This window comes from Dictyoglomus sp. SSW (assembly GCF_055181335.1).
In genome coordinates this window covers 1,734,997-1,756,855 of record NZ_CM143705.1, presented here as the reverse complement: position 1 = coordinate 1,756,855, position 21,859 = coordinate 1,734,997, and the positions used below count along the sequence as shown (strand labels likewise).

Genomic DNA, 21,859 nt, shown 5'->3' with positions numbered 1-21,859 from the left:
CAATTTATATGAAGATAACCTCACTTTATTTTAATGGAGGTAAAGGATTCAGGAATTAGAGAAGAAGTAATAAGGATGGAGTGGTAAAATCTATATATTAAATACCTTTTGTCCGTGACCTATTTGTATTATATTGTTTATGATCTTATCAAATGTATATTCAGTATTATAAAAGGCATCTTCTATATTTTTTTCTTTAGATAAATAATAAGCAAAGATTGAAGAGAAAACACAACCTGTACCATGTACATTTAGGTTTTGTCTAAGAATTTTGGGGTAAAAGATATATTTATCCTTTGTATAAAGAATGTCATATACCTTGTTATTTATGGGAAGATGTCCGCCTTTCAATACAATATTTTTTATATTAAATTGTTTATTTAAATTGAAAATGGTTGTTTTAATATCTTCTAAAGTCTCTATCTTGATGTTTAAAAGTGCCTCTGCTTCGGGAATATTTGGGGTTATTATAGTACATAAGGACATTAGTTGAACTAATTTTTGTAAACTATTTTTCTTTAGTAGTTTGGTACCTTTTGTTGGTTTAATTATTGGATCAAGAACAATATTAGTTAATCTATATTTTATTATAATATCTATCACAGTATTAATAATTTTCTCTGAGTACAAAGCTCCTATTTTTACTGCATCAATCTCTTTCACATCATTTATTAAGTACTCGAGAGATTTTATAAAATATTTGGAATCTATTTCGTAAACTTTATATACTCTTTGAGTATCTTGAATAGTAAGGCATGTGGGTACTCCTAAAGCATAACCATTAAGAAGATGAATAGTTTTTGTATCCAATAAAATACCTGCTCCACCTGTTGGATCATACCCAGATATTATGAGAATCTTCTTTTTATGAGCTATTCTTGATTGCACAAAGATCACCACACATAGTACATGTGGTTATTGATAAATCCTTTCTATATTCTTTTGCTTTATCAGGATCTATAGATGTATTTATGATTTTTTCCCAATCTAAATTTTTTCTTGCTAAAGCCATAGTATAATCCCTTTCTATACTCTTTTTAAATCCTTTCACCAAGTTAACACTATGAGCTGCTATTTTAAAGGCGATGATTCCTTCTTTCACGTCTTCTATATTTGGTAATCTTAGATGCTCTGCTGGTGTTACATAACATATAAAATCAGCTCCATTTAAACCTGCAATTAATGCTCCCATGCTTCCTGATATGTGATCATATCCTGCTGCAATATCAGTGGTTAGAGGTCCAAGGACATACAAAGGAAAATCATGACATATCTTTTTTATGGTCTTTATGGTATAGGGTATTTCATCTGCTTTCATATGACCAGGACCCTCAATGATTACTTGTACACCATAATCATGGGCTATTTTGGCTAATTTACTTACTTCTAATATTTCCTCAAACTGTAAATTATTACCTGAATCAAAAATACATCCTGGCCTAAATGCGTCACCTATGCTTATGGTTACATCGTATTTTTTTAGTATCTTTAGTACTTCATCAAAGTATTCATAGTAAGGATTTTCAGATTGATTTTCTATCATCCATTTATATATCATAGAACCTCCGCGGGATACTATATTTAAAATTCTTTGTGATTTTTCTAATTCTTTTGCCAATCTTAAGTTTATTCCTGCATGTATAGTTACAAAATCTACTCCTGAGTCTGCATGTTCTTCTAAAACCTCAAGAAAATCTTTTGGCTTTGTTTTAATAAAATTCTTTGCACGGACTGCTATATCATAAACTGGTACACTCCCTACCAAAAAACTGAATTCTCTTACTAATTTTTCTCTAAAGGATTTTGCATATTTGCCACAAGAAAGATCCATTACCGATTCCACATTATATTTTTCACAAATTTCAGCCTTCTTTAATTCCAGATCAAAACTTGAAAAGTCCGATGTTACTCCAATATTAGCGTTTATTTTTATGCTACAGCCATCTCCTATAGCATAATATTTATTTCTTTTTCTTTTTTTATTAGCTGGAACTACAATTTTCCCTTCTTTTGTTTTTCTAATAAACTCTTCTATAGATGGAAATTCTTCATTTTTATATGCTATTTCTATTTCTTGAGGGACTTGATTTATTCTTAGTTTTTCAAGAATTGTTTGTTCCATTTTTGTAAACCTCCATTATCTTCATGAGATTTTTTATTTTTTCTTTAATATCAGCTGAAGCTACAATCTCACTTACCATAGCTATACATTTTCCTCCATTTTCAAAAACTTGTTTTAAATTACTTTCTTTAATACCTCCTATCGCTACTACTGGAATTTTTATATTTGCGGTAGCCCATTTTAGAATCTCTAATCCAATTGGAGGATGGGGGTTTTCTTTTGTAAAACTTTCAAAAATTGGTCCAAGACCAATATAATCAGCCCCCTCTTTTTCAGCTTTTTTGGCTTGTTCTTTATTATGGGTAGTAACTCCTATAATAAATTCTTCTCCTAATAATTCCCTTGCTACTTCTATAGGATAATCGTCTTGACCAATATGTACCCCATCTGCCCCAACAATTTTTGCAAGGTCCAAGTGATCATTAACTATTAAAATGGCATTATATTGTAGAGTAAGTTCTCTTAAAATTAATGCTTCCTTATATTTTTCTTTTAATGTTTTTTTCTTTTCTCTGTATTGTATGATTTTTACACCTGAAGATAGCATTTCTTTTACTACTTCTATATTGTTTCTACCTAAAGATAAATTTTCGGCTGTAATGCAGTAAAGATTGTAATTCTTTAGTAGATCTAATTTCTTAGATTTCATATAGCACCATCCTTAAAATTTCATCACATTGCATACTTGAAATAGCAATTACTTTAGGAGCATAAGGTTGAAAGTTTTTATTATCACTTTGAAAATCTCCAATAAGGGTTATGTTTTTAAATTTTTTAATCTTTATTTTCTCAATGTCACCAAATCCACAAACTCCTATAGCTGAGACGATCTTTTTACCTAAACTAACAGCAGTGTTAATTAATAGGGCTTTTGTTTCTGCAGTGTCTACTGCTTCTAAAATGATGTCTCCTTGAGATAATAGATCTATTACATTCTCAGATGTGATCTTCACCTCAAAAGTGATAATGTTACAATGAGAATTTATAGAAAGAATATTTTCTTTAAGAGCAATAACTTTTGGTTTACCTATTTGATTGTAGAAATAGGCTTGCCTATTTAAATTTGATGTTTCTACTTTATCATGATCTATGAGAATAAAATTTTCAAAACCTGTTCTTGTGAGAGTTATAGCAGCATTTGAGCCTAATCCCCCACAACCTGCTATTACTATTTTTGTCTTACGAATTTTATTTAATTCTTCTTGAGTAAAATAATTTATAAGCATGTCTCTAAAGTCATTCATGCTATGCCTCCTTTAATCCAATTTGTAAATTCTGGCCTATATCCTTTGCTTTTAATTATCTCAATTATTTCTTTTATGCTTCTTTTATCTTCTACCTCAAATTGTGTTTCTGATTCTCTATCTTTTGCGTATCCACCGACGGATGTTTTAGAACCTGCCGACATTTTTGTAACGCCATAACCTATAATAAGATCTCTAAGTTTTGGAGATTCACGAGTTGAAATGGTGATTCCGATTGGAGGTAAATAAATTCGAGAGGTAAAAATGAGACGTAATAGGGTCTTTGAATTCACAATATATTGGGGAACAAAATTTGTTCCAGCAGGGCGATATCTTGGAAAAGAGATATTTATTTCTGCCTTAGGATATTTTTGCATGAGATATTTAGCATGAAGTAGCATTTTGAATGTATCTTCAATGGGATTATTTAGCCCAAGTAGAATACCTAAGGTAACTTCAAAAACTCCTGCTTTTATTGCTCTTTCTTGAGTTTTTATTCGGTACCAGAAATCTTTTTTAGGGCCATAAGGATGTAATTCTTCATATATTTTTAAGTTATATGTCTCTTGATATTGTGTTACTCCTGTTAGACCTCTATTAACAAGGATTTTATATTCTTCTTCATCCATTGGATATACCTCTATTATGATTTCAGAAAAGTAATTTTTTGCTTCTTCTACAGCAGAGAGTATATATTCAAAAGGTGTATTGATTCTATCACATCCTGTTAATAATAAAATACTATCAATTCCAAAATTTTTTATGTGTTTATATTCTTCGATTAATTCTTCTTTTTTTAATTTTATTCTTTTTATTTTGTTTTCTATAGAAAAACCACAATATTTACATGATGAAAGACAATAATTAGAAAGGTAAAGAGGGGTAAATAGAGTGATAACTTTTCCATAGTATCTTTCTGTAAGTTTTTTTGACTTTTCTGCCATAAGTACAAGATTATTGTCGTCTGTATCAGATAGTAGAATATAAAGTTCTTCTTCGTTTATTTCTTCCTTTTTTAAAATTTTCCTTATATCATACTTTTTCTTTTCTTTTCTAATTTGTTCTAAAAAATTATCAGCCCAATTTAGAACTTTTTCTAACATTGGCTCACCTATTAATCCAAACTTTTAATGAGATCATAAAGTGGAGAGCTTGCACTTGCGTAATCTTTTTCTTCTGGAAGTCCTATTTCATATGCCAATCTTCCAGCTTTTACAGCGTAATTAAAAGCCCTTGCCATATTTAAGGGATCTTTTGAAGTAGCTATGGCTGTATTTATAAGTACAGCATCAGCTCCTAACTCCATAGCTTTTGCGGCGTGAGAAGGTTTACCAATTCCTGCATCTATTATTACAGGAATAGAAATTTCATTAATTATTGCTTTAATTAGTATTTCTGAATCAATGCCCTTATTACTACCTATGGGAGATCCTAAAGGCATTACTGCTGAAACTCCCTTTTCTTCAAGTTTTTTGGCAATTATAAGATCAGGTGATATATATGGAAATACTTTGAAGCCTTCTTTTACTAAAATTTCTGATGCTTTAATTGTCTCTTCATTATCGGGCAGAAGATATTTCATTTCTCCTGTGATTTCGATCTTAATCCAGTTTGATCCTGTAATTTCTCTACCGATAAGAGCTATTTTTACAGCTTCTTTATGATTTCTTGCCCCAGAGGTATTTATCATGATGGTAGCATCTCTTGGGATAAAATCTAATATAGAGTTGCCTTTATTTATATCTGTATTTATTCTTCTCACTGCTACGACAAATACTTCTATTTTGAGTTCTTCATACATATTTTTGATAATGCTATAATCTGGTAATTTTCCAGTTCCCACAAATAACCTATTGTTTATTATTTTTCCACCAATTTCAAACTGCATATTCTTCTTAACCCCCTCCTACTAAGGATACTATTTCCACATAATCTTCATCTTTAAGATAATATTTTTCCCAATCTTCTTTTTTAATAATTTCTCCGTTAACAAGAACGGCTATTTTTTCTAAAGGGTATTTAAGTTTTAAAAGAAGTCCTTTAATGTTTCCCTTGTACTTTATTTCTATATCGTTTACTAACATATAAATTTCACCTCCATATAAAACTTAAAGGACCGCCCGGATATTACCAAGCGGTCCTTTAAATTCCAATAATTTTCACTCCCTCCGCCGGTATTACCCGGGTCAGGTTCTAAGGGTCGAGGTCGGGATTATAGACCTCCTCTCAGCCGAGCTTTTCCCCTCAGCTCCCCTGGAAACCCTATCTTCAATTTTTAGTAATTATACCACAAAATGAAGTTATTTTACTCGATAGTTAAATAATCAAGGTAAATAGCAGATCTTCCTGATGATCCACTGCCAGATAAAAATTGAACTCCTAATTCTCTTACGTCATTTAGTCCTGAAATTCCCGATAGATTTAAAGTTAATACAGTCCCTGATGTATTTGAGCTAATATTAACAGTGCCTCCATCATACCATTTCCAATTACTTCCCACCTTTATATATAATTTGGCTTGCATGCCTGTTCCTTGATCACCCCAGGCTGCATGTCTTACTACTGCTTTAAGTTTTGATTTTCCAGAAAAATTATGATTTGAAATTATACAAAGGTAAAATTGCTTACCTGTACCTAAGTCTACATCAGCTTTTAAAGAATAACTTCCATTGTAGGCCCATTCATTTACGGACCATGGTCCTCCAACTACATTTGTACCTGTCCAATTTTGAGTACTACCTTCAAAATTATATAATACTGACGAATTTCCAGCATTTGGGTCTTTTTCGTACACTACCATTTTGCCCCAATAAGTTAGAGTCTTCCAATCTGAAGGGGAAGTCATATCAAGCCATGCATTTTCACTGTTATTGCCTGTCCATGACCATGCAATAAAGCCTATTCCAAGATTTCTACAGGTTTGCATTAGGTATAAAGCATCAACTTTACATCCAAGATTGTTGTTACCGTTATTGTAGTTATATCCAAATTCACCTACAATGATAGGAATACCACGGTTCTTACAAGTAGACAAAAAATTATAAATTTTGCTATTATCATTCCATTCTCCATACATGTGTATGCTAAAGACAATATTCTTTAATGGATCAGAATTTAGTACCTCTAAGGCATAGTTTAAAATATCTTGGTCATCTTGTCCCCATCCACCCGAGTCGATTACTAATACATTATTTATTCCAGCATTTCTCATTCTACTTACAGCGTTTTTGTAAGCATCTCTCCAAATAGTACTGTTTCTTGGTCCCCACTCATTTGCAATATTTATCCAGACATCACTGGCGATATATGATTTATTATTTATCCACCAAGATACCATTCTATCTAAGTCACTAGTAGATGTACTACCTGTAACATCATGCAATTCAGGAATGGGTTTAAGACCTAAGCTTTTACATCTATCAATTATCTGTTTCAATCTTGAGGCTGATCCATTTGTTTGCCAAACAATTCTAACTGTATTAAAACCATAGCTTTTTATGGTATCAAGGGCGGAATATGCTTGTGAATCAAACCAAATGTGGGGATTATTAACCCCCTTTATGCCAGATGTACTGGGTGCCTTATTTATATTTTCTTTAGTTATTATTACGGTATTATCTTCTGTTAATGTATTATTGTAAATATCAGTTGTTTTAGTACAGCCAGAAATTAGACTTATAAAGATTAAAAATAGAAGTAATGTGTTTAGGAGTTTTAGTTTTTTCATATATTTATGTACCCCCTTCGTTTTAACTTTCTTTAAAAAGTATATCAAATAGTAAAAAATTTGTAAATAATTACATATTTTTTGTAACAAATGCAAGAGAAAAACGTGTGAAATATTAGAATAATGCTTGAGTAAATTATTTACAATTTTTTTTAAAATTTTGACTTTATTTTGCTATTTCAATTATTACCTTTAGATATTTTTCTTTCTCATTAATGATATCTTCAAAAGCTTTATTTACCTCCTCAAATGGGTAGATATGGGAGATTAATCTTTCGTAATCTACTTGATTTTTCCTTAGTAAATCTATAGCAATTAGGTAATCGTCTTTTGTATACATAAGAGAGCCTTTTAAGTTTAGTTCTCTGTCTTGGATATAAATAAGCTTAGCTAAAGATATCTCCTTAGGAACACCAATAAGGATTATATCTGTTCCTTTTTTTGCATTTTCAATAGCCATATTTATTGTTTGATCTATACCTACACATTCAAAGGTCACGTCAGGGCCTTCTTGGGTAAAGAGGGAATTTGTTAACTCATCTGGCTTTATAGGTATAATGTTGGGGCATAAATCTTTTACAAGTTTTAATCTTTTATCAATAGGATCTACAACTACTATCTTTTTAGGCAATGATAGATATAGAAATATGGTAGTAAGAAGACCGATAGGACCACTACCTATAACTAATACTTCATCTCCTGGTTTGAAACTCGATCTTCTAACCCCATGAACAGCTACTGCTAAAGGTTCTGTTAAGACAGCCCTTTTTAAAGGAATATCGTTTATTGAATATACCTTGTGAGAGGGAATTGATATGTATCTTTGGAATCCACCGTTAGTTTTTGTACATCCAATTACATCCAAATTTTTACAAATATTATATCTTCCATGAACACAATTGTAACAATTCCCACATGTTAGACTTGGTTCAATTACAACATAATCTCCTAAATTCATATTTTTAACTTTTTCTCCTTTATCAATTACTTTTCCAACAAATTCGTGGCCTAAAACAATGCCTGGTTTTACAAAGGGATGTTCTCCCAGGTAGGCATGAAGATCAGATCCACAAATTCCTGCATAGATTACTTCTAATAATACTTCATCATCCTTTATTGACGGATAAGGTGTTTCAATGAGTTCTAACCTTTTTATTTCTTTAAGAAGCCAACCTTGATTTTTCATAAGACTGTCCCCCTTAGTATTTATTAAGATTCTTCAAGATCTTCAGGATAAGGTTCTAAATAAGTTTGATTCATAATATATTGATCGTCAAATCTATAAGCCCAGGATTTGATTATTTCACGAAGTACCTTTATTTCTATCTTTCCCATTCTGTATTTTTCAATTAAAGAGAGAAAATGAGATTTTTCTCCTTCTTTTAATTTTTTAGAAAAATGTCCAAAAATATGGAGTAAGACATTGGCTTGATTTCCCCTCTTTAATGCTGAGGATAAGGCCTCTTTAAATAGATTAGAATACGTTTTTTTAATATCTTCCAACGGTTTTTCTTTATTAAAATTTCCTATTAAGTTTCCCATAATTTTCGAATGTTTTTGTGAAAAGGCCATTAATAGATATTTATATCTTTGATGAAAATCTATAAGTTGGGATATATTTTTTAGTTGATTTTCAAGATTTCTCAATTCAGATAGACTAAAAATTCTTATCAAATATTTTTCTCTTATTTCTCTATTTCTTAACCTTCCTTCATCTTCTATAGGTAGATTTGGTAATTTTTCTAATATTAGTTGAGCAAATATTCCTTTCCCTTTGAAGTAAAATTCCTTACCATGTTTATCTGCATATACAAGTGTATTGGAAACTCCACAAGAAGGTGATTTACTTTTTAATAAAAAGCCATCAACTTGTGGAAGATTTGATAAAAGATTATATGTAAAACTTAACATATCTTGAGTTAAATCTAAATCTTTGCTGGGTTGATAAATACCGTAATTGTCTTTTTCTTTATAAACTATGATCTTGTCTCTTGGAACTCCGAGGCCAATGGATACTTCAGGACATACAGAAATTATCTCACAATATTCTCTAAGTTTTATAACAAAGGGATCTTTAATGATTTCTCCATTATACCTTACGGGTTCTAAATTTAGACATGAACTTAAAACTATTTTAGGCTTAATGAACTTTCTCATATTTAAATTATATCTTTTTAAAATTTTTAAATAAAGATCTAAAACTAATCTTCTGTTATACTAAACTAAGGGAGTAAATCTTTTAAGGAGGTAAATTTTTATGATTATGACTGTAAAGGGTGCTATAGATGGGGAAAGTTTAGGGCTCACTTTAGTACATGAACACCTTCTTGTAGATTTTTCTTCTGCAGAAGATCAGATAGAGATAACAAATTCTATAAGGTCCGATATTATCAATACCATGTTGCCTTATTTATTAGAAATAAAGAATTTGGGTGTTAAAACTTTTTTTGAATGCACCCCTAAATATGTAGGAAGAGATGTTAAAACATTAAAAATTCTTTCTGAACTTTCAGGTTTAAATATTGTTACAAATACGGGATTTTATGGGGCAGGTAATGGAAAACATGTTCCAAAAAAATATTATGGGGAAACTGCAGAAAAAATAGCAGAAATGTTTATTAAAGAGTGGAAAGAAGGTATTGAAGATACGGATATAAAACCAGGATTTATTAAGACTGCAGTAAATCCTGGACCTCTCAGCGATTTAGATAAAAAACTTATAATAGCTACTGCTATAACACATCTTGAAACAGGACTTACTATAGCATGTCATACTGGAGAAGCTGTTTGTGCCATTGAAGTTACAGATATTATTAAGAAAGTGGGTATAGATCTCTCTTCTCTTATAATAGTACATGCTGATAATATAGAGGATTTTGATGTACATTTAATGTTATTAAAAAGAGGAATATGGCTTGAGTACGATTCAATTGGGGCAAGACCTATTGATTACCATGTTAGGCTGATAGAAAGGGTTATAAAAGAAGGATTTGAAGATAGGATACTTCTCTCTCATGATGCAGGTTGGTATGCTGTAGGAGAAAAGAATGGGGGAAGACAAAAAATAAGAGGTTATACTGATATTTTTTACAAACTGATACCTGAGTTAATCAAGAGAAATATTTCTCAGGAGATAATAAACAAGTTTCTAATAGAAAATCCAAAAAGAGCTTTTGAGATCAGAATAAGAAAAAAATAGTTAAAGTAAGTTTTGAGAATTAGAAAAAAAATTGTTATAATTATAAATAAAGAAATAGATAAAGGGGGTTAAAAATATGAGAAAGATGACCGAAAAATTTCTTCATGAGGCTTTTGCAGGAGAAAGTATGGCTCATATGAAGTATATGATTTTTGCTGAAGAGGCTGAGAAGAAGGGTTTAGTTAAGCTTGCAAATCTTTTTAAAGCAATAGCCTATGCAGAGTATATCCATGCAAGAAACCATTATAGAGAACTTGGGCTTATAAGTGGACAGATGGCAGAAAATGTTATGCAATGTATAGAAGGGGAAACTTTTGAAATAGAAGAAATGTACCCAGTGTATAACAATACAGCTTTGTTCCAAAACGAAAAAGGGGCAGAAAGAAGCACTAGATTTGCTTGGGAAGCAGAAAAGATACATGCTGAAATGTATAAAAAGGCAAAGGAATTAGTGGAGAAAAATGAAGATTATACAGCAGAAAAAATTTATATATGCCCAGTCTGTGGACATACTGTAGAAGGTGAGCCACCAGAGAAATGTCCTGTTTGTGGGGCTCCTAAAAGCTCATATAAAGAGTTTTCTGTGTAAAAAAATGATGGGGAGAGGAGTTTTTCCTCCCCCTCTTTATTTTTTAATCAAACTCATTTTTTACTCCATAATTCCATTAATTGAGATAAAATTATTCTGATGATATAATATTTAAAGATTTTGCGTTTAGCTGGAGGTTAGTATAGAAAATGAATTTAGGTAACATATATTTAAACGTTTTCTTTTCCATATTAATATTATTTATAACATTCTTTGGACATAGATTTATCATGAAAGGCATAGATAGGGTTGTTTCAAGGACAGGAAAAGAGATAAAGGCCCCTAAAACAGTTTCCATGATTATTGGTTTTCTTTTATATGGTTTTGGGTTAGCAATTGTTTTGTCTATATGGAATATTAATTTAACTCCGTATCTTGCCGGTCTTGGTATATCAGGTGTTGTTTTAGGACTCGCCTTTCAAGAACCTCTTACTAATTTCCTTTCTGGAATACTTGTTCTAGTTACAAGAAAAGTATTTGAAGGAGAGGCGGTAGAAATTGATGGAATAAGTGGAATGGTAGATATTGTGGAGATGAATCATACCAGATTAAAAACCTTTGATGGAAAGATGGTTTACATACCTAATAGAAAAGTATGGTCTGGAATGGTTACTAAATATTGGCCAGGCCCTTATCGCAGAATAAGTTTTGATGTAACTGTTGATTATTCTTCGGATCTTAATAAAGTTATTGGGTTAATAAAAGAAGCCTTAGAGGAGGAACCATTAGTAGTAAAAGATCCTTCTGTAACAAATATTGTTGCATTTAAAGAATATGGTAGTTCTGGTGTTACATATACAATATATTTTTGGGTAGATAGAGATAATTATTTCAACGCTGCAAACTCATTAAGTATTAGAATAAAGAAAAAGTTTGATGATAATGGAATTGTTATTCCATTTATGGTGGTTGATTTAAGAATTAATCAAAAAGTATAAGAGGGGGTAATTTATTGTGAAAAAGGGGGTTAGAGGATTTGCCTTATCCTTAATAGTTTTAATGATGGTTTTTCTAAATGCTGATCAGTTGGTGATGTCTCCTTTTATGGATCAGATTATGAAAGAGTTTAATGTAAATTTTAACCATCTTGGAGAATTAGGTCTTGTTTTTACTATTTTTGGAGCTTTCATATCACTTTTTTGGGGATATTTTGGAGACAAAATAAATAGAAAGATACTTTTTGTGACTGGGATTCTCATAGGAGAAATACCATGTTTTTTAACTGCTTTTGCCCAAAATTGGACTCAATTTTTTATATTAAGAGTTCTCACGGGTATAGGTGTAGGTGTGGTTTTTCCACTTGCTTTCTCTATTGTTAGCGATCTGTATAAAGAGGAAGAAAGAGGTAAAGCAACCTCTATTGTTGCTTCTTCGCTATCATTGGGAGTTCTTATTGGGGTAATTCTTTCAAGCCTTGTATATGAATATACAGGAAATTTCAGATTACCTTTTATAGTTGTATCAGTACCAAACTGGATTCTTGCTTTACTTTATTTATTTTTCATTCCTAATGTAGAAAGAGGATATTCTGAAAAGGGTATAGAAGATTTAATTAAGGCAGGTTATGTTTATCCAAGGACGATAAATATTAGAGACTACGCAAATCTTGTTAAAATAAAAACCAATCTTCTTCTTTTTTTGCAGGGTATAGCAGGTACTATACCATGGGGAGCTATTCCTTATTTTCTTATAGCTTTCCTCGTAGGAAAAAGAGATTTATCGCAGGGGCAGGCTACCTTTATATACTTCTTATTTGGTTTAGGAAATCTTTTAGGAATTCTTTTGGGAGGTTTTATAGGTGGAGCTCTTTATAAAAAGAGACCTAAGTATACTCCTTTATTTTGTAGTGTAAGTACTATCCTTGGAGCAACTCTTGCATATATTGTCTTTGCTTATATACCCTCAAAAGCTTTTTTGAATTTTGCCCTTTTGGGGACCTTGGCAAGTTTCTTTTCTTCTTTAACAGGACCTAATGTAAAGATGATGCTTATGAATGTTAATGTACCAGAAAATAGAACTTCAATTTTTTCCATTTTTAATCTGACAGATTCGGTAGGTACTGGAATTGGAAGATATATAGGAGGAGTCTTAGCCAATGTAAGTATAAATGTTCCTCCTGAAAGAGCTATAGATCTTATTAAATTTTCGAAACTTGATTTTTCTTTATCAATTTCTTCTATTTTCTGGTATCCATGTGGTATTTTGCTTTTTCTCTTGGTATTCTTCTTTGAGAAAGAATTGAAAGATCTATATTTAAAGCTTGAAAATATAAAAAATTCAATGAAAAAACAGAAAGGAGGTTAATTCTTATGAGGTTCAGTTTAAAAATTTTTGTTTTGTTTCTTTTAGTACTTTCTATAATGACCCCTTTAAGGGAGGTGAAAGCTATGGAGATACCATCGCTTAAGGAAGTTTATAAAGATTATTTTTTAATTGGTGCTGCTGTAAGTAATTTAAATATTTATAATTATGAAGAACTTCTTAAAAAGCATTTCAACAGTTTGACTCCTGAAAACCAGATGAAATGGGAAGTTATTCATCCTAGACCTTATGTTTATAATTTTGATCCTGCTGATGAAATTGTAGAATTTGCCATGAAAAATGGTATGAAAGTAAGGGGACATACTTTGGTTTGGCACAATCAGACTCCACCATGGGTTTTTGCTGGAAAAGAGGGAGGAACAGGTACTAAAGAGGAAATATTAGAAAGATTAAAGGAACATATAAGGGAAGTAGTAGGCCATTATAAGGGAAAGGTTTATGCTTGGGATGTGGTAAATGAAGCATTATCAGATAATCCGTATGAATTTTTAAGGAAAGCCCCATGGTACGATATTTGTGGAGAAGAAGTTATAGAAAAAGCTTTTATATGGGCACATGAGGTAGATCCGAATGCAAAGTTGTTCTATAACGATTACAATTTGGAGGATCCGGTAAAGAGAGAGAAAGCATATCAATTGGTGAAAAGATTGAAAGAAAAAGGGGTACCAATTCATGGTATTGGTATTCAAGGACATTGGACTTTGAGTTGGCCGACTCCTAAGATGCTTGAAGATTCAATAAAGAGATTTTTAGAGCTTGGTGTAGAAGTGCAGATTACAGAATTCGATATATCGATTTATTATGATAGAAATGAAAATAATAACTTTAAAGTTCCTCCTGAGGATAGACTTGAAAGACAAGCTCAACTTTATAAAGAAGCTTTTGCAATATTAAGAAAATACAAAGGAAAAGTTACAGGAGTTACTTTTTGGGGAGTCGCTGATGATTATACATGGCTTTTCTTTTGGCCTGTAAGAGGGAGAGAAGATTATCCACTTCTTTTTGATAAGAATCACAATCCTAAGAAGGCTTTTTGGGAAATTGTAAATTTTTAAAAATGGGGGGAATTTAAGCTAATGTTTTATAAAAGAATTTTTAGATTTTTAATAGTCTCTTTAGTTTTGCTTACTATTAACATCAATCTTATTTTAGCAGATACAGAAAGGTATATAAATGAAAAATATGGATTTTCAATAATTCCACCTATAGATTGGGAATTTAAGGATGGTGCTCCTTATAATTTGGCTGCTATTTTTGTTGGTCCTGCTGATTTGGGTTTTAGAGTTAACTTTAATATTAACATACTAAATATTCCAGAAGATGAGGAAGCTGTTATAAACGATGAGTTAATATCATCAATCAAAAAAGAATTAAGCTATGTTTCAGAGGAATTAGGGGAAATAGAATTCCAAAGTGAGGGTAAAAGGGATGTGGCGGGATTTGAAGGATATGAATTAGTTTATCTAATTAAGGTGGTAGGAGATATAGCTATAAAACAAAAGCAAGTTTACTTTATTAAAGATCATAAATTCTATGTTTTTACCTTCTCTGCTCTTAAGGATACTTTTGATAAATACTTGCCTCTTTTTGAAAATAGCTTAAAAACATTTCAAATATTGTAAAAAAAGGGAGGGACTAATTTAAGTCCCTCCCACAAAGTATAATTCATAAATCTACCACGTCATAAGATTTCCATTATAATCCATATAGATGTTTTTATCATTAATGTCCCATTCTTTCATAGATAAATTATAAATTCCTTCTGCTGCTTCTTCTGGGGGAATATCAGCATTAGGACCACCCATATCGGTTCTCATCCATCCAGGATGAATTGCAAGCACTTTTATACCTTTGTTTCTGCTATAATTTTGTAATATAGCAGAAAGCATATTTAAGGCTGATTTTGACATACAATAGGCATATTCTCTATCTCTCCAACAATTTGATATGCTACCCGCTTCAGAAGATACATTAATTATTAATTTCTTGTTCCCTCTTTCAACTAAAGAGAAGAAGTATTTTAATACTCTTAAGGGGCCTATAGAATTTATATTCAGTGTTTGTATGGCTTTTTCTATATCTACATTTTCGATTGTTTTTGTTTTGTCTTCCAAATAGACTGCTGCATTGTTAATTAATATATCAATATGGGGAACTTTGCCTTTTATAAATTCAAAAGCATCTTTTACAGAATTTTCATCTGCTACATCCATTTTGTATAATAGGAGATTAGGGTTATCTTTGATCTTCTCTAAGTTTTCTAAATTCTTTCGATAGGTAGCAATTACATAATCACCCTTTGAAAGATAAAGCTCAGATAACGAATAACCTAAACCTTTTGACGCTCCTGTTATTAATACAATATAGGACATACAATTTCCTCCTTTAAGTATATATTTTGCAATTATTTTATCCTATTTTTTAGAGATGTTAAATTACTGCATATTGCATTATAGTTTCTTGAGATATATTTTCCTTAGGTAATTCTGCTGTTATTCTCCCCTTTGAAATTATCAATACTCTATCAGATAAAGCTAAGATCTCTGGAAGTTCTGAAGAAATAAGTATAATTCCAATACCTTGTTTTGCTAATTCACCAATTAAAGAGTGTATTTCTGCTTTTGCTCCTACATCTATACCTCTTGTTGGTTCGTCCAATATTAAGACCTTAGGATTTAAGGCAAGCCACTTTGATAAAACAACCTTTTGTTGGTTTCCTCCTGATAGATTTAATACCTTTTGAAAAATACTTGGGGTTCTAATCTTTAACTTTTCTACAAAGTGATTTGCTAATTTATATTCTTTTTCTGCCTTTATAATATAGTTTGGGAATAAAAAGGGTAAGGAAGCAAGAGATATATTCTCATATATAGCCATATTTAAAATAAGTCCTTGTAACTTTCTATCCTCTGGCACTAATCCTATACCCAATTTTACCGCATCTTTAGGAGTCCTAATATCTACTTTTTTACCTTCTAAATATATCTCCCCTTTGGTTTTTGGATCTGCTCCAAAAATTGCTCTGACAATCTCTGTTCTTCCTGCTCCTACAAGTCCAGCAATACCTAAAACTTCACCCTTTTTTAAATAAAAAGATATATTGTGGATTTTATTTGATGAAAGGTTCTTTACCTCTAATACTATATCTCCTTTTTCAGTTTCAGGTTTTGGAATAACTCTTAGGTCTCTTCCTACCATTAATCTTATAACTTCATTATATCTTTCTTTGTCTGCAGGCAATTCTCCTACCTTTTTCCCATCTCTTAAAACAATTATTCTTTCAGCAATTTGGAAGACTTCTTCTAAACGATGGGTTATAAATATGATGGAAACTCCTTGATTCTTAAGATTCCTTGCAATTTCAAATAGTTTTTCTACTTCTTTTCCTGCTAATGCTGATGTAGGTTCATCCATAATTATTATCTCTGATTTTGATGCAAGAGCTTTAGCGATTTCTACAATTTGTTGTTGGGCAACTGTAAGATTCCTTACTAATGTATCAGAAGGTAAATCTAAACCTATTATTTCTAATAATTTTTGGGATTCATAGAATGCTTTTTTATAATCAAAAATTTTTATTAATTTCCCCTTTTTGGGTTCTTTTCCCAAAAAGATGTTGGTTGCAATATCTAAATTGGGTGCTAAATTAAATTCTTGATGTATCATAGATATTCCAAGACTTTGGGCTTCGTGAGGTGTTTGAGGATTAATTTCTTTACCTTTAAATATTATTTTACCACTATCCTTTTGATATATACCAGCAAGAATCTTCATTAGGGTAGACTTTCCTGCTCCATTTTCACCTACAATTGCTAAAATTTCTCCTTTATATACTGTTATGTTGACATCTGACAGGGCTTGAACTCCTGGAAAACTTTTATATATATTTCTCATCTCTATCAATATCTCTTGGTTCATTTTATAATCTACACCTCCATTTTATTTTAAAGGAGAGGGGTAATAAAACCCCTCTCCTTTAATAAATTTACCAGCCTTGTACAGGAATTCCTAACTCTTGGAGCTTCTTTCTATATTGTTCTACTGTAAGAGCTTGTACGCTCTTTATGCTCTTTACATATTTATCTCCTGCTACCACATCAACTCCAGTGTCAATAATTCTATTAGCAGGTAATTCTTTAAGGGTTGCATCTACACCCTTTTGAGCCATCTTAGTAAGTACCTCTACACTCTTATAACCCATCATATATGGTCTCTGTCCTACGGTTGCAGCAATAACTCCTTCTTTTATAAGTTGCATATGCTCAGCTGTGGTATCAAAACATACTATGATTACTTGGCCTACTTTTCCAGCTGATTTTACAGCTTTTGCTGCAGCTGGCCCATTAAATGCATATACCCCGAAGAAACCTCTCAGATCTGGGTAGGTAAGTAAGGCTTGTTCAGCAAGAGTTACTGCTCTTCCTGTATCCTCAAAGTCACAGAGTGCAGGTTTTGTAACTACTGTAATTCTTTTGTTATTAGCTATACCATCCATGAATCCTCTCATTCTTTCTAAGGAATTCATAGCAGTAAGTGATCCTGTACCTATTGCTACTTTTCCGCCACGTACTCCTAAAAGATCAGACATTACCAAACCAGCAATTTTTCCAGCTGAGTAGTTATCAGTTCCAATGTATATTAGTCTCTTGCTTTGAGGAGCATCAGTATCTAAGGTTATTACTGGAATACCTTTTGCCATAGCCTTTTCAATAGTAGGGGCAATGGCTGTAGGATCGGATGGTGCTATAGCTATACCACTTACTCCCATAGCAATGAAAGATTCCATTTGAGAAATCTGTGCTGGAATATCTTCTTTTTGAGGTACAAAGAATGTGGCTTTAACTCCTAAATCTTGGGCAGCTTTCTTTACCCCTAATTCTACTTCTGCCCAATAGGGATGTACAGATTTTCCTATAACCGCTACATGTATATCTTTTGAAAATCCAGTAGAGAATATGAAAGGAAATACTAAAATCAATAAGATAACAAGTAATTTACGCATTTTTTTATTCCCCCCTGTTAATTTTTTTAATTTAAGGTTCAGAAATTTTGTTTAGATTAACAAATTAAGAAAAATTTTCACCTCCTTTCCAACTTATGGCTTTTTCTTTTTCCTCCAGATATCTAAGGTTACTGCTGTAACAATGACAAGTCCCATTACCACATCATGCCAATAAGAAGATATCTCCAATAGAATTAGTCCATTGTAAATAACTGACATTATGGTGGCACCTATAATCGTACCAAGAATAGTACCTTCACCGCCTGATAAGGATGTTCCACCTATAACAGCTGCAGCAATAGCACTTAGTTCATATCCTCCACCTACTCCTGCCTGTCCCTGACTTAGTCTTGATGCAATTATTATTCCTGTTACTCCTGCAAGAAAGGATCCAAAGATGTAAGTATATATTCTAATTTTATCCACATCTATTCCAGAAAGTCTTGCCGCTTCAATATTTCCGCCAATGGCATATAAATTTCTTCCGAGAACAGTATATTTAGTGATGAAAAAGGAAAGAAGAGTGAAAAAAATAAGAATTATTAATGGAAAGGGTATTCCTAAAATTTCACCTTGACCTATAAAAAAGAACTTTTCTGGAAGGCCTATTATAGGCCAACCCTTTGTTATTACTGAAGCAAGTCCTCTTGCAGCTGTTAATGTTCCCAGAGTTATTATGAAAGGTGGTACATTAAGCTTAGTAACAAAAAATCCATGCCATAAACCTATTGTAGAGGAAAATAGAAGAACTAATAATATGGAAATGTACATATCAATTCCATTTTTCATGAAAAGAGCTACTAAAACTCCAGTTAAAGCTACCAAAGACCCTACAGAAAGATCAATACCTCCTCCAATAATAATAAGAGTTTCACCTATAGCTAAAAGACCATATATTGCTACTTGTCTTGCTATTACTTGTAAGTTAAAGGGAGTTATAAATTTTGGGTTGAGAATGGTTATAAATACACAAAGTACAATAAGGGCAATAAGAATGTTAAATTCCTTGAAGAATCCTCTTTTTCTTTGTTTTTCTGGTTTAATGCTTTATCACCCCTTTTTAAAAAGATTACGTTAACGTTTTTATTATATCATTAAAAAATTTTTAATCAAAACTTTTCTCAAGATTACAATAGATATTGACCTAATAAGATTTTATCTTATAGAATTTATAAAAATTTATAGATTTAAAAGAGGTTAGTTATGGAAAAATTAAATGAATTAAGGGGATTGATAGATGAGATTGACAAAAAGATTTTGAATCTTTTAAATGAGAGAGCAAAGATAGTGTTAGAAATTAAAAACTGGAAAAAAGAAAAAGACTATCCTGTTTTTGACCCTAAAAGGGAAAAGGAAATATTGGAAAGACTTATAAAGGAAAATGAGGGGCCTCTACCTCCAGAGGCGGTTTATGGAATTTTTAAAAGTATAATGAGTTATTTGAGGAGTCTTGAAAAAGATTTAACTGTAGTCTATCTTGGCCCTGAAGGAAGTTTTACACATCAGGCTGCTGTTAAATTTTTTGGGGAAGGAGTTAGATTTGTTCCTTTACCTTCTGTGGAAGATATTTTTAAGGTTTTAGAGGAAGGATCAGATTTTGGAGTAGTACCTATTGAGAATTCTTTAGAAGGAACAGTAGGGGTTACTATGGATTTTTTAGCAATTACTACAAATAAGGTAATAGGTGAGGTATATTTGGACATTAGACATTCCTTATTATCCACAGAGAAGGATATTAAAAAGATTAAAAGAGTTTATTCTCATCCTCAAGCATTAGCCCAATGTAGGAGATGGATGAGGCAAAATTTACCTGATGTAGAAGAAATACCAACTTCTAGTACTAGTTATGCTGCCATGTTAGTGTTAAAAGAAAAAAATAGTGCAGCAATAGCAAGTAATTTTGCAGCTGAAATTTTTGGCTTAAATATAATGGCTGAAAATATACAAGATGCATGGAATAATAAGACGAGATTCTTAGTGCTTGGTAAAAATATTCCAAAACCGACAGGTAAGGATAAAACCTCCATAATTTTTTCAGTGAAACATCAAGCGGGAGCTCTTTATAGGGCTTTACGGCCTCTTCATGATTTTGGATTAAATATGACTTTAATTCAATCAAGACCAGTACCTTCTAAACCTTTTGAGTATAGATTTTTTGTTGATTTTCAGGGACATGTTGAAGATGATAAAGTAAAGGGAGCATTGGATAAGATAAAGGAAGAATGTTTAGATTTTAAAATACTTGGTTCTTATCCAGAAGCTAATGATTTCTGAGGTAGATGTTTAATTATAAATTCTTTACTATAGATTAGATCTTCTATCTTATCGTTAAATACAGTCTCTACTGTTAGGATACTGTCATAGTTTATCTCAAAAAGTTTTTCGAAGAGTTCTTTGAAGTTTATAAAGCCTTCACCAAGTTTTAGGTATCTTCTATTTCCTTCTTCGTCAAAACTTTTTCCATCATAATCTCTTATATGAATATTCTTCAGATATTTGTAGAGAAGGTCTTTAGGGTATTTGTCTAAGGAATAGGGAGTGGAATAAAGATATTCTATATCAATGGTTATTCCAAAACCATCCTTATATTTTTCACAAATGTTTTTAAAAAACTCTGGAGGATCTAAAAGGTATGGTACATTTTCTATTGTAAGTGTAACATTGTTTCTTTTAGCAAAAAGTAAAATATTGTCCAAAATGTAGAATATTGTTCTTATTAAGGATTTGAAGTTTTTTTGGAATGGTGGATGTAAAACTATATAATTTACCTCTAAATCTGATGCCTTTTTGATTAATTTAGTTAAAGGAGTAAAAATTTCTTTTAAGGGTCGATGAAGAGTATTTTTAGGGGCATGAATCGTAAGTATTTTTCCTTTTATTTTTGAAGCTTCTTGGAATAGGATTTCTTTTTGTTCATCAGAGAATACATTTGGTATAAAAAGTTCTATACCATCATAGCCATGTTTAACTATATTGTTGATAGCTTCTATAGAATCTTTTAATTTTTGTTCTGTAGATGAGGATGGATCAATAAAAGCTGCTGTAGAACACGATATTTTCATTTTTCTGTATATTTATTTATAAATACAAATTTTTCTATAGGAAGCCTTTCTGGTCTTTTTAATTCTCTTTCTTTTTGTTCATCAGATAATAAAGTACTTGGCTTTTCAGCTTTTTTCCCAAATATAATAAGGGCTATTACTTGCATATCCTCAGGTATGTTTAAAATCTTTTTAACCTTTTCTTCATCATAACCTGCTATTGGATGAGCTATCATTTCGAGCTCAGTTGCCCTTAATAACATAAAGCCTACTGCTATTCCAGTATCAAATAGAGCATAATCTCTCCCTTTTATTTGGCAATCTAATTCATATTTTGTAAATACAGTTACTATTAATGATGATACAAAAGCCCAATTATTTCTTGGTGTTAGAGCAGTATATAGTTCTTTTAAGAGTTCTTTGTCATATGTAAATATAAATCTCCATGGTTGATTATTAAAACATGAAGGTGCAAGGGATGCAGATTCAGCAAGATCTAAAATTAATTCTTCGGTAACTTCAAAAGGTTCTAATGATCTTAAAGATCTTCTTTCTTGAATTGCTTTTTTAACATCCATTTTATAAAATTTCCTTCCTTTTTCTTAGATTATAT

The 21,859-nt window shown here is 31.5% G+C and carries 24 protein-coding genes and 1 riboswitch; of the genes, 8 read left to right on the top strand and 16 right to left on the bottom strand.

The window, feature by feature from the left end:
* Nucleotides 1–90: 90 nt before the first annotated feature.
* The 10 genes from thiD to ACY3JM_RS08685 form a co-directional block, all read right to left on the bottom strand.
* Nucleotides 91–888 carry a bifunctional hydroxymethylpyrimidine kinase/phosphomethylpyrimidine kinase gene (gene thiD / locus ACY3JM_RS08730; RefSeq protein WP_463083393.1) on the bottom strand — a complete coding sequence of 266 codons (798 nt, stop codon included), beginning with the start codon at nt 886–888 and terminating at the stop codon, nt 91–93.
* Nucleotides 866–2,122 (bottom strand): phosphomethylpyrimidine synthase ThiC, encoded by a 1,257-nt coding sequence (gene thiC / locus ACY3JM_RS08725; protein ID WP_463083394.1) that lies wholly within the window; start codon nt 2,120–2,122, stop codon nt 866–868. Before thiC ends, thiD begins: the two co-directional genes overlap by 23 nt.
* On the bottom strand, nt 2,103–2,771 hold the full coding sequence (gene thiE / locus ACY3JM_RS08720) for a thiamine phosphate synthase (RefSeq protein WP_463111295.1): 669 nt from the start codon (nt 2,769–2,771) through the stop codon (nt 2,103–2,105). Before thiE ends, thiC begins: the two co-directional genes overlap by 20 nt.
* Entirely contained in the window at nt 2,761–3,366 is a 606-nt protein-coding gene (gene thiF / locus ACY3JM_RS08715) for a sulfur carrier protein ThiS adenylyltransferase ThiF (RefSeq protein WP_463083396.1), read from the bottom strand. The genes thiE and thiF overlap by 11 nt, the downstream gene beginning before the upstream one ends.
* Complete coding sequence (gene thiH, locus ACY3JM_RS08710; RefSeq protein WP_463083397.1) at nt 3,363–4,469, bottom strand: 2-iminoacetate synthase ThiH; 1,107 nt, start codon at nt 4,467–4,469, stop codon at nt 3,363–3,365. The genes thiF and thiH overlap by 4 nt, the downstream gene beginning before the upstream one ends.
* A gap of 11 nt (nt 4,470–4,480) precedes the next feature.
* Entirely contained in the window at nt 4,481–5,254 is a 774-nt protein-coding gene (locus ACY3JM_RS08705) for a HisA/HisF-related TIM barrel protein (protein WP_463111294.1), read from the bottom strand.
* A 7-nt stretch (nt 5,255–5,261) separates the two neighbouring features.
* Nucleotides 5,262–5,456 (bottom strand): sulfur carrier protein ThiS, encoded by a 195-nt coding sequence (gene thiS / locus ACY3JM_RS08700; protein WP_463083618.1) that lies wholly within the window; start codon nt 5,454–5,456, stop codon nt 5,262–5,264.
* A 55-nt stretch (nt 5,457–5,511) separates the two neighbouring features.
* Nucleotides 5,512–5,631: riboswitch (TPP riboswitch) on the bottom strand.
* A gap of 40 nt (nt 5,632–5,671) precedes the next feature.
* Nucleotides 5,672–7,093 carry a cellulase family glycosylhydrolase gene (locus tag ACY3JM_RS08695; protein ID WP_463111293.1) on the bottom strand — a complete coding sequence of 474 codons (1,422 nt, stop codon included), beginning with the start codon at nt 7,091–7,093 and terminating at the stop codon, nt 5,672–5,674.
* Between the two features lie 166 nt (nt 7,094–7,259).
* Entirely contained in the window at nt 7,260–8,279 is a 1,020-nt protein-coding gene (locus ACY3JM_RS08690; RefSeq protein WP_463083399.1) for a zinc-dependent alcohol dehydrogenase, read from the bottom strand.
* 23 nt (nt 8,280–8,302) lie between these two features.
* A complete protein-coding gene (locus tag ACY3JM_RS08685) occupies nt 8,303–9,250 on the bottom strand; it encodes a YbgA family protein (RefSeq protein WP_463111292.1) in 948 nt (315 codons plus the stop codon).
* A 100-nt stretch (nt 9,251–9,350) separates the two neighbouring features.
* On the opposite strand from ACY3JM_RS08685, the gene ACY3JM_RS08680 reads away from it, so the two are divergent.
* The 6 genes from ACY3JM_RS08680 to ACY3JM_RS08655 all read left to right on the top strand — a co-directional run bounded on the left by ACY3JM_RS08680 (nt 9,351) and on the right by ACY3JM_RS08655 (nt 14,825).
* Nucleotides 9,351–10,292, top strand: coding sequence for a phosphotriesterase family protein (locus ACY3JM_RS08680; RefSeq protein ID WP_463111291.1), 942 nt, complete (start codon nt 9,351–9,353; stop codon nt 10,290–10,292).
* 76 nt (nt 10,293–10,368) lie between these two features.
* Nucleotides 10,369–10,881, top strand: coding sequence for a rubrerythrin family protein (locus ACY3JM_RS08675; RefSeq protein ID WP_148805828.1), 513 nt, complete (start codon nt 10,369–10,371; stop codon nt 10,879–10,881).
* A gap of 149 nt (nt 10,882–11,030) precedes the next feature.
* A complete protein-coding gene (locus tag ACY3JM_RS08670) occupies nt 11,031–11,819 on the top strand; it encodes a mechanosensitive ion channel family protein (RefSeq protein WP_463111290.1) in 789 nt (262 codons plus the stop codon).
* 16 nt (nt 11,820–11,835) lie between these two features.
* Nucleotides 11,836–13,185 (top strand): MFS transporter, encoded by a 1,350-nt coding sequence (locus ACY3JM_RS08665; protein WP_463083404.1) that lies wholly within the window; start codon nt 11,836–11,838, stop codon nt 13,183–13,185.
* Nucleotides 13,186–13,190: 5 nt separating this feature from the next.
* The gene (locus tag ACY3JM_RS08660) at nt 13,191–14,258 is read left to right on the top strand and encodes an endo-1,4-beta-xylanase (RefSeq protein WP_463111289.1); all 1,068 of its coding nucleotides are present in this window, start codon (nt 13,191–13,193) and stop codon (nt 14,256–14,258) included.
* Between the two features lie 21 nt (nt 14,259–14,279).
* Entirely contained in the window at nt 14,280–14,825 is a 546-nt protein-coding gene (locus tag ACY3JM_RS08655) for a PsbP-related protein (RefSeq protein ID WP_463083406.1), read from the top strand.
* Between the two features lie 51 nt (nt 14,826–14,876).
* Here ACY3JM_RS08655 and ACY3JM_RS08650 read toward each other — a convergent pair whose 3' ends face one another.
* The 4 genes from ACY3JM_RS08650 to ACY3JM_RS08635 form a co-directional block, all read right to left on the bottom strand.
* A complete protein-coding gene (locus tag ACY3JM_RS08650) occupies nt 14,877–15,575 on the bottom strand; it encodes an SDR family oxidoreductase (RefSeq protein WP_463083407.1) in 699 nt (232 codons plus the stop codon).
* Between the two features lie 58 nt (nt 15,576–15,633).
* Nucleotides 15,634–17,121, bottom strand: a complete 1,488-nt coding sequence (locus ACY3JM_RS08645) for a sugar ABC transporter ATP-binding protein (RefSeq protein ID WP_463111288.1) — start codon at nt 17,119–17,121, stop codon at nt 15,634–15,636.
* A gap of 67 nt (nt 17,122–17,188) precedes the next feature.
* A complete protein-coding gene (locus ACY3JM_RS08640; RefSeq protein ID WP_463083409.1) occupies nt 17,189–18,205 on the bottom strand; it encodes a sugar-binding protein in 1,017 nt (338 codons plus the stop codon).
* A 93-nt stretch (nt 18,206–18,298) separates the two neighbouring features.
* Nucleotides 18,299–19,063: an ABC transporter permease gene (locus ACY3JM_RS08635; protein WP_463092602.1), complete on the bottom strand. Its 765-nt coding sequence runs from the start codon at nt 19,061–19,063 to the stop codon at nt 18,299–18,301.
* Between ACY3JM_RS08635 and ACY3JM_RS08630 the strand changes: the two genes are divergently transcribed.
* Together ACY3JM_RS08630 and pheA are read left to right on the top strand one after the other, a co-directional pair.
* The gene (locus ACY3JM_RS08630; RefSeq protein WP_463091613.1) at nt 18,993–19,283 is read left to right on the top strand and encodes a hypothetical protein; all 291 of its coding nucleotides are present in this window, start codon (nt 18,993–18,995) and stop codon (nt 19,281–19,283) included. The two genes, ACY3JM_RS08635 and ACY3JM_RS08630, sit on opposite strands and share 71 nt — an antisense overlap.
* A gap of 125 nt (nt 19,284–19,408) precedes the next feature.
* Complete coding sequence (pheA, locus tag ACY3JM_RS08625; protein WP_463111287.1) at nt 19,409–20,479, top strand: prephenate dehydratase; 1,071 nt, start codon at nt 19,409–19,411, stop codon at nt 20,477–20,479.
* On the opposite strand, the gene ACY3JM_RS08620 is transcribed toward pheA, so the two are convergent.
* Complete coding sequence (locus ACY3JM_RS08620) at nt 20,455–21,267, bottom strand: sugar phosphate isomerase/epimerase family protein (protein WP_463111286.1); 813 nt, start codon at nt 21,265–21,267, stop codon at nt 20,455–20,457. The genes pheA and ACY3JM_RS08620 overlap by 25 nt on opposite strands.
* The gene (locus ACY3JM_RS08615; protein WP_463111285.1) at nt 21,264–21,824 is read right to left on the bottom strand and encodes a nitroreductase family protein; all 561 of its coding nucleotides are present in this window, start codon (nt 21,822–21,824) and stop codon (nt 21,264–21,266) included. The genes ACY3JM_RS08620 and ACY3JM_RS08615 overlap by 4 nt, the downstream gene beginning before the upstream one ends.
* Between the last annotated feature and the right edge of the window lie 35 nt (nt 21,825–21,859).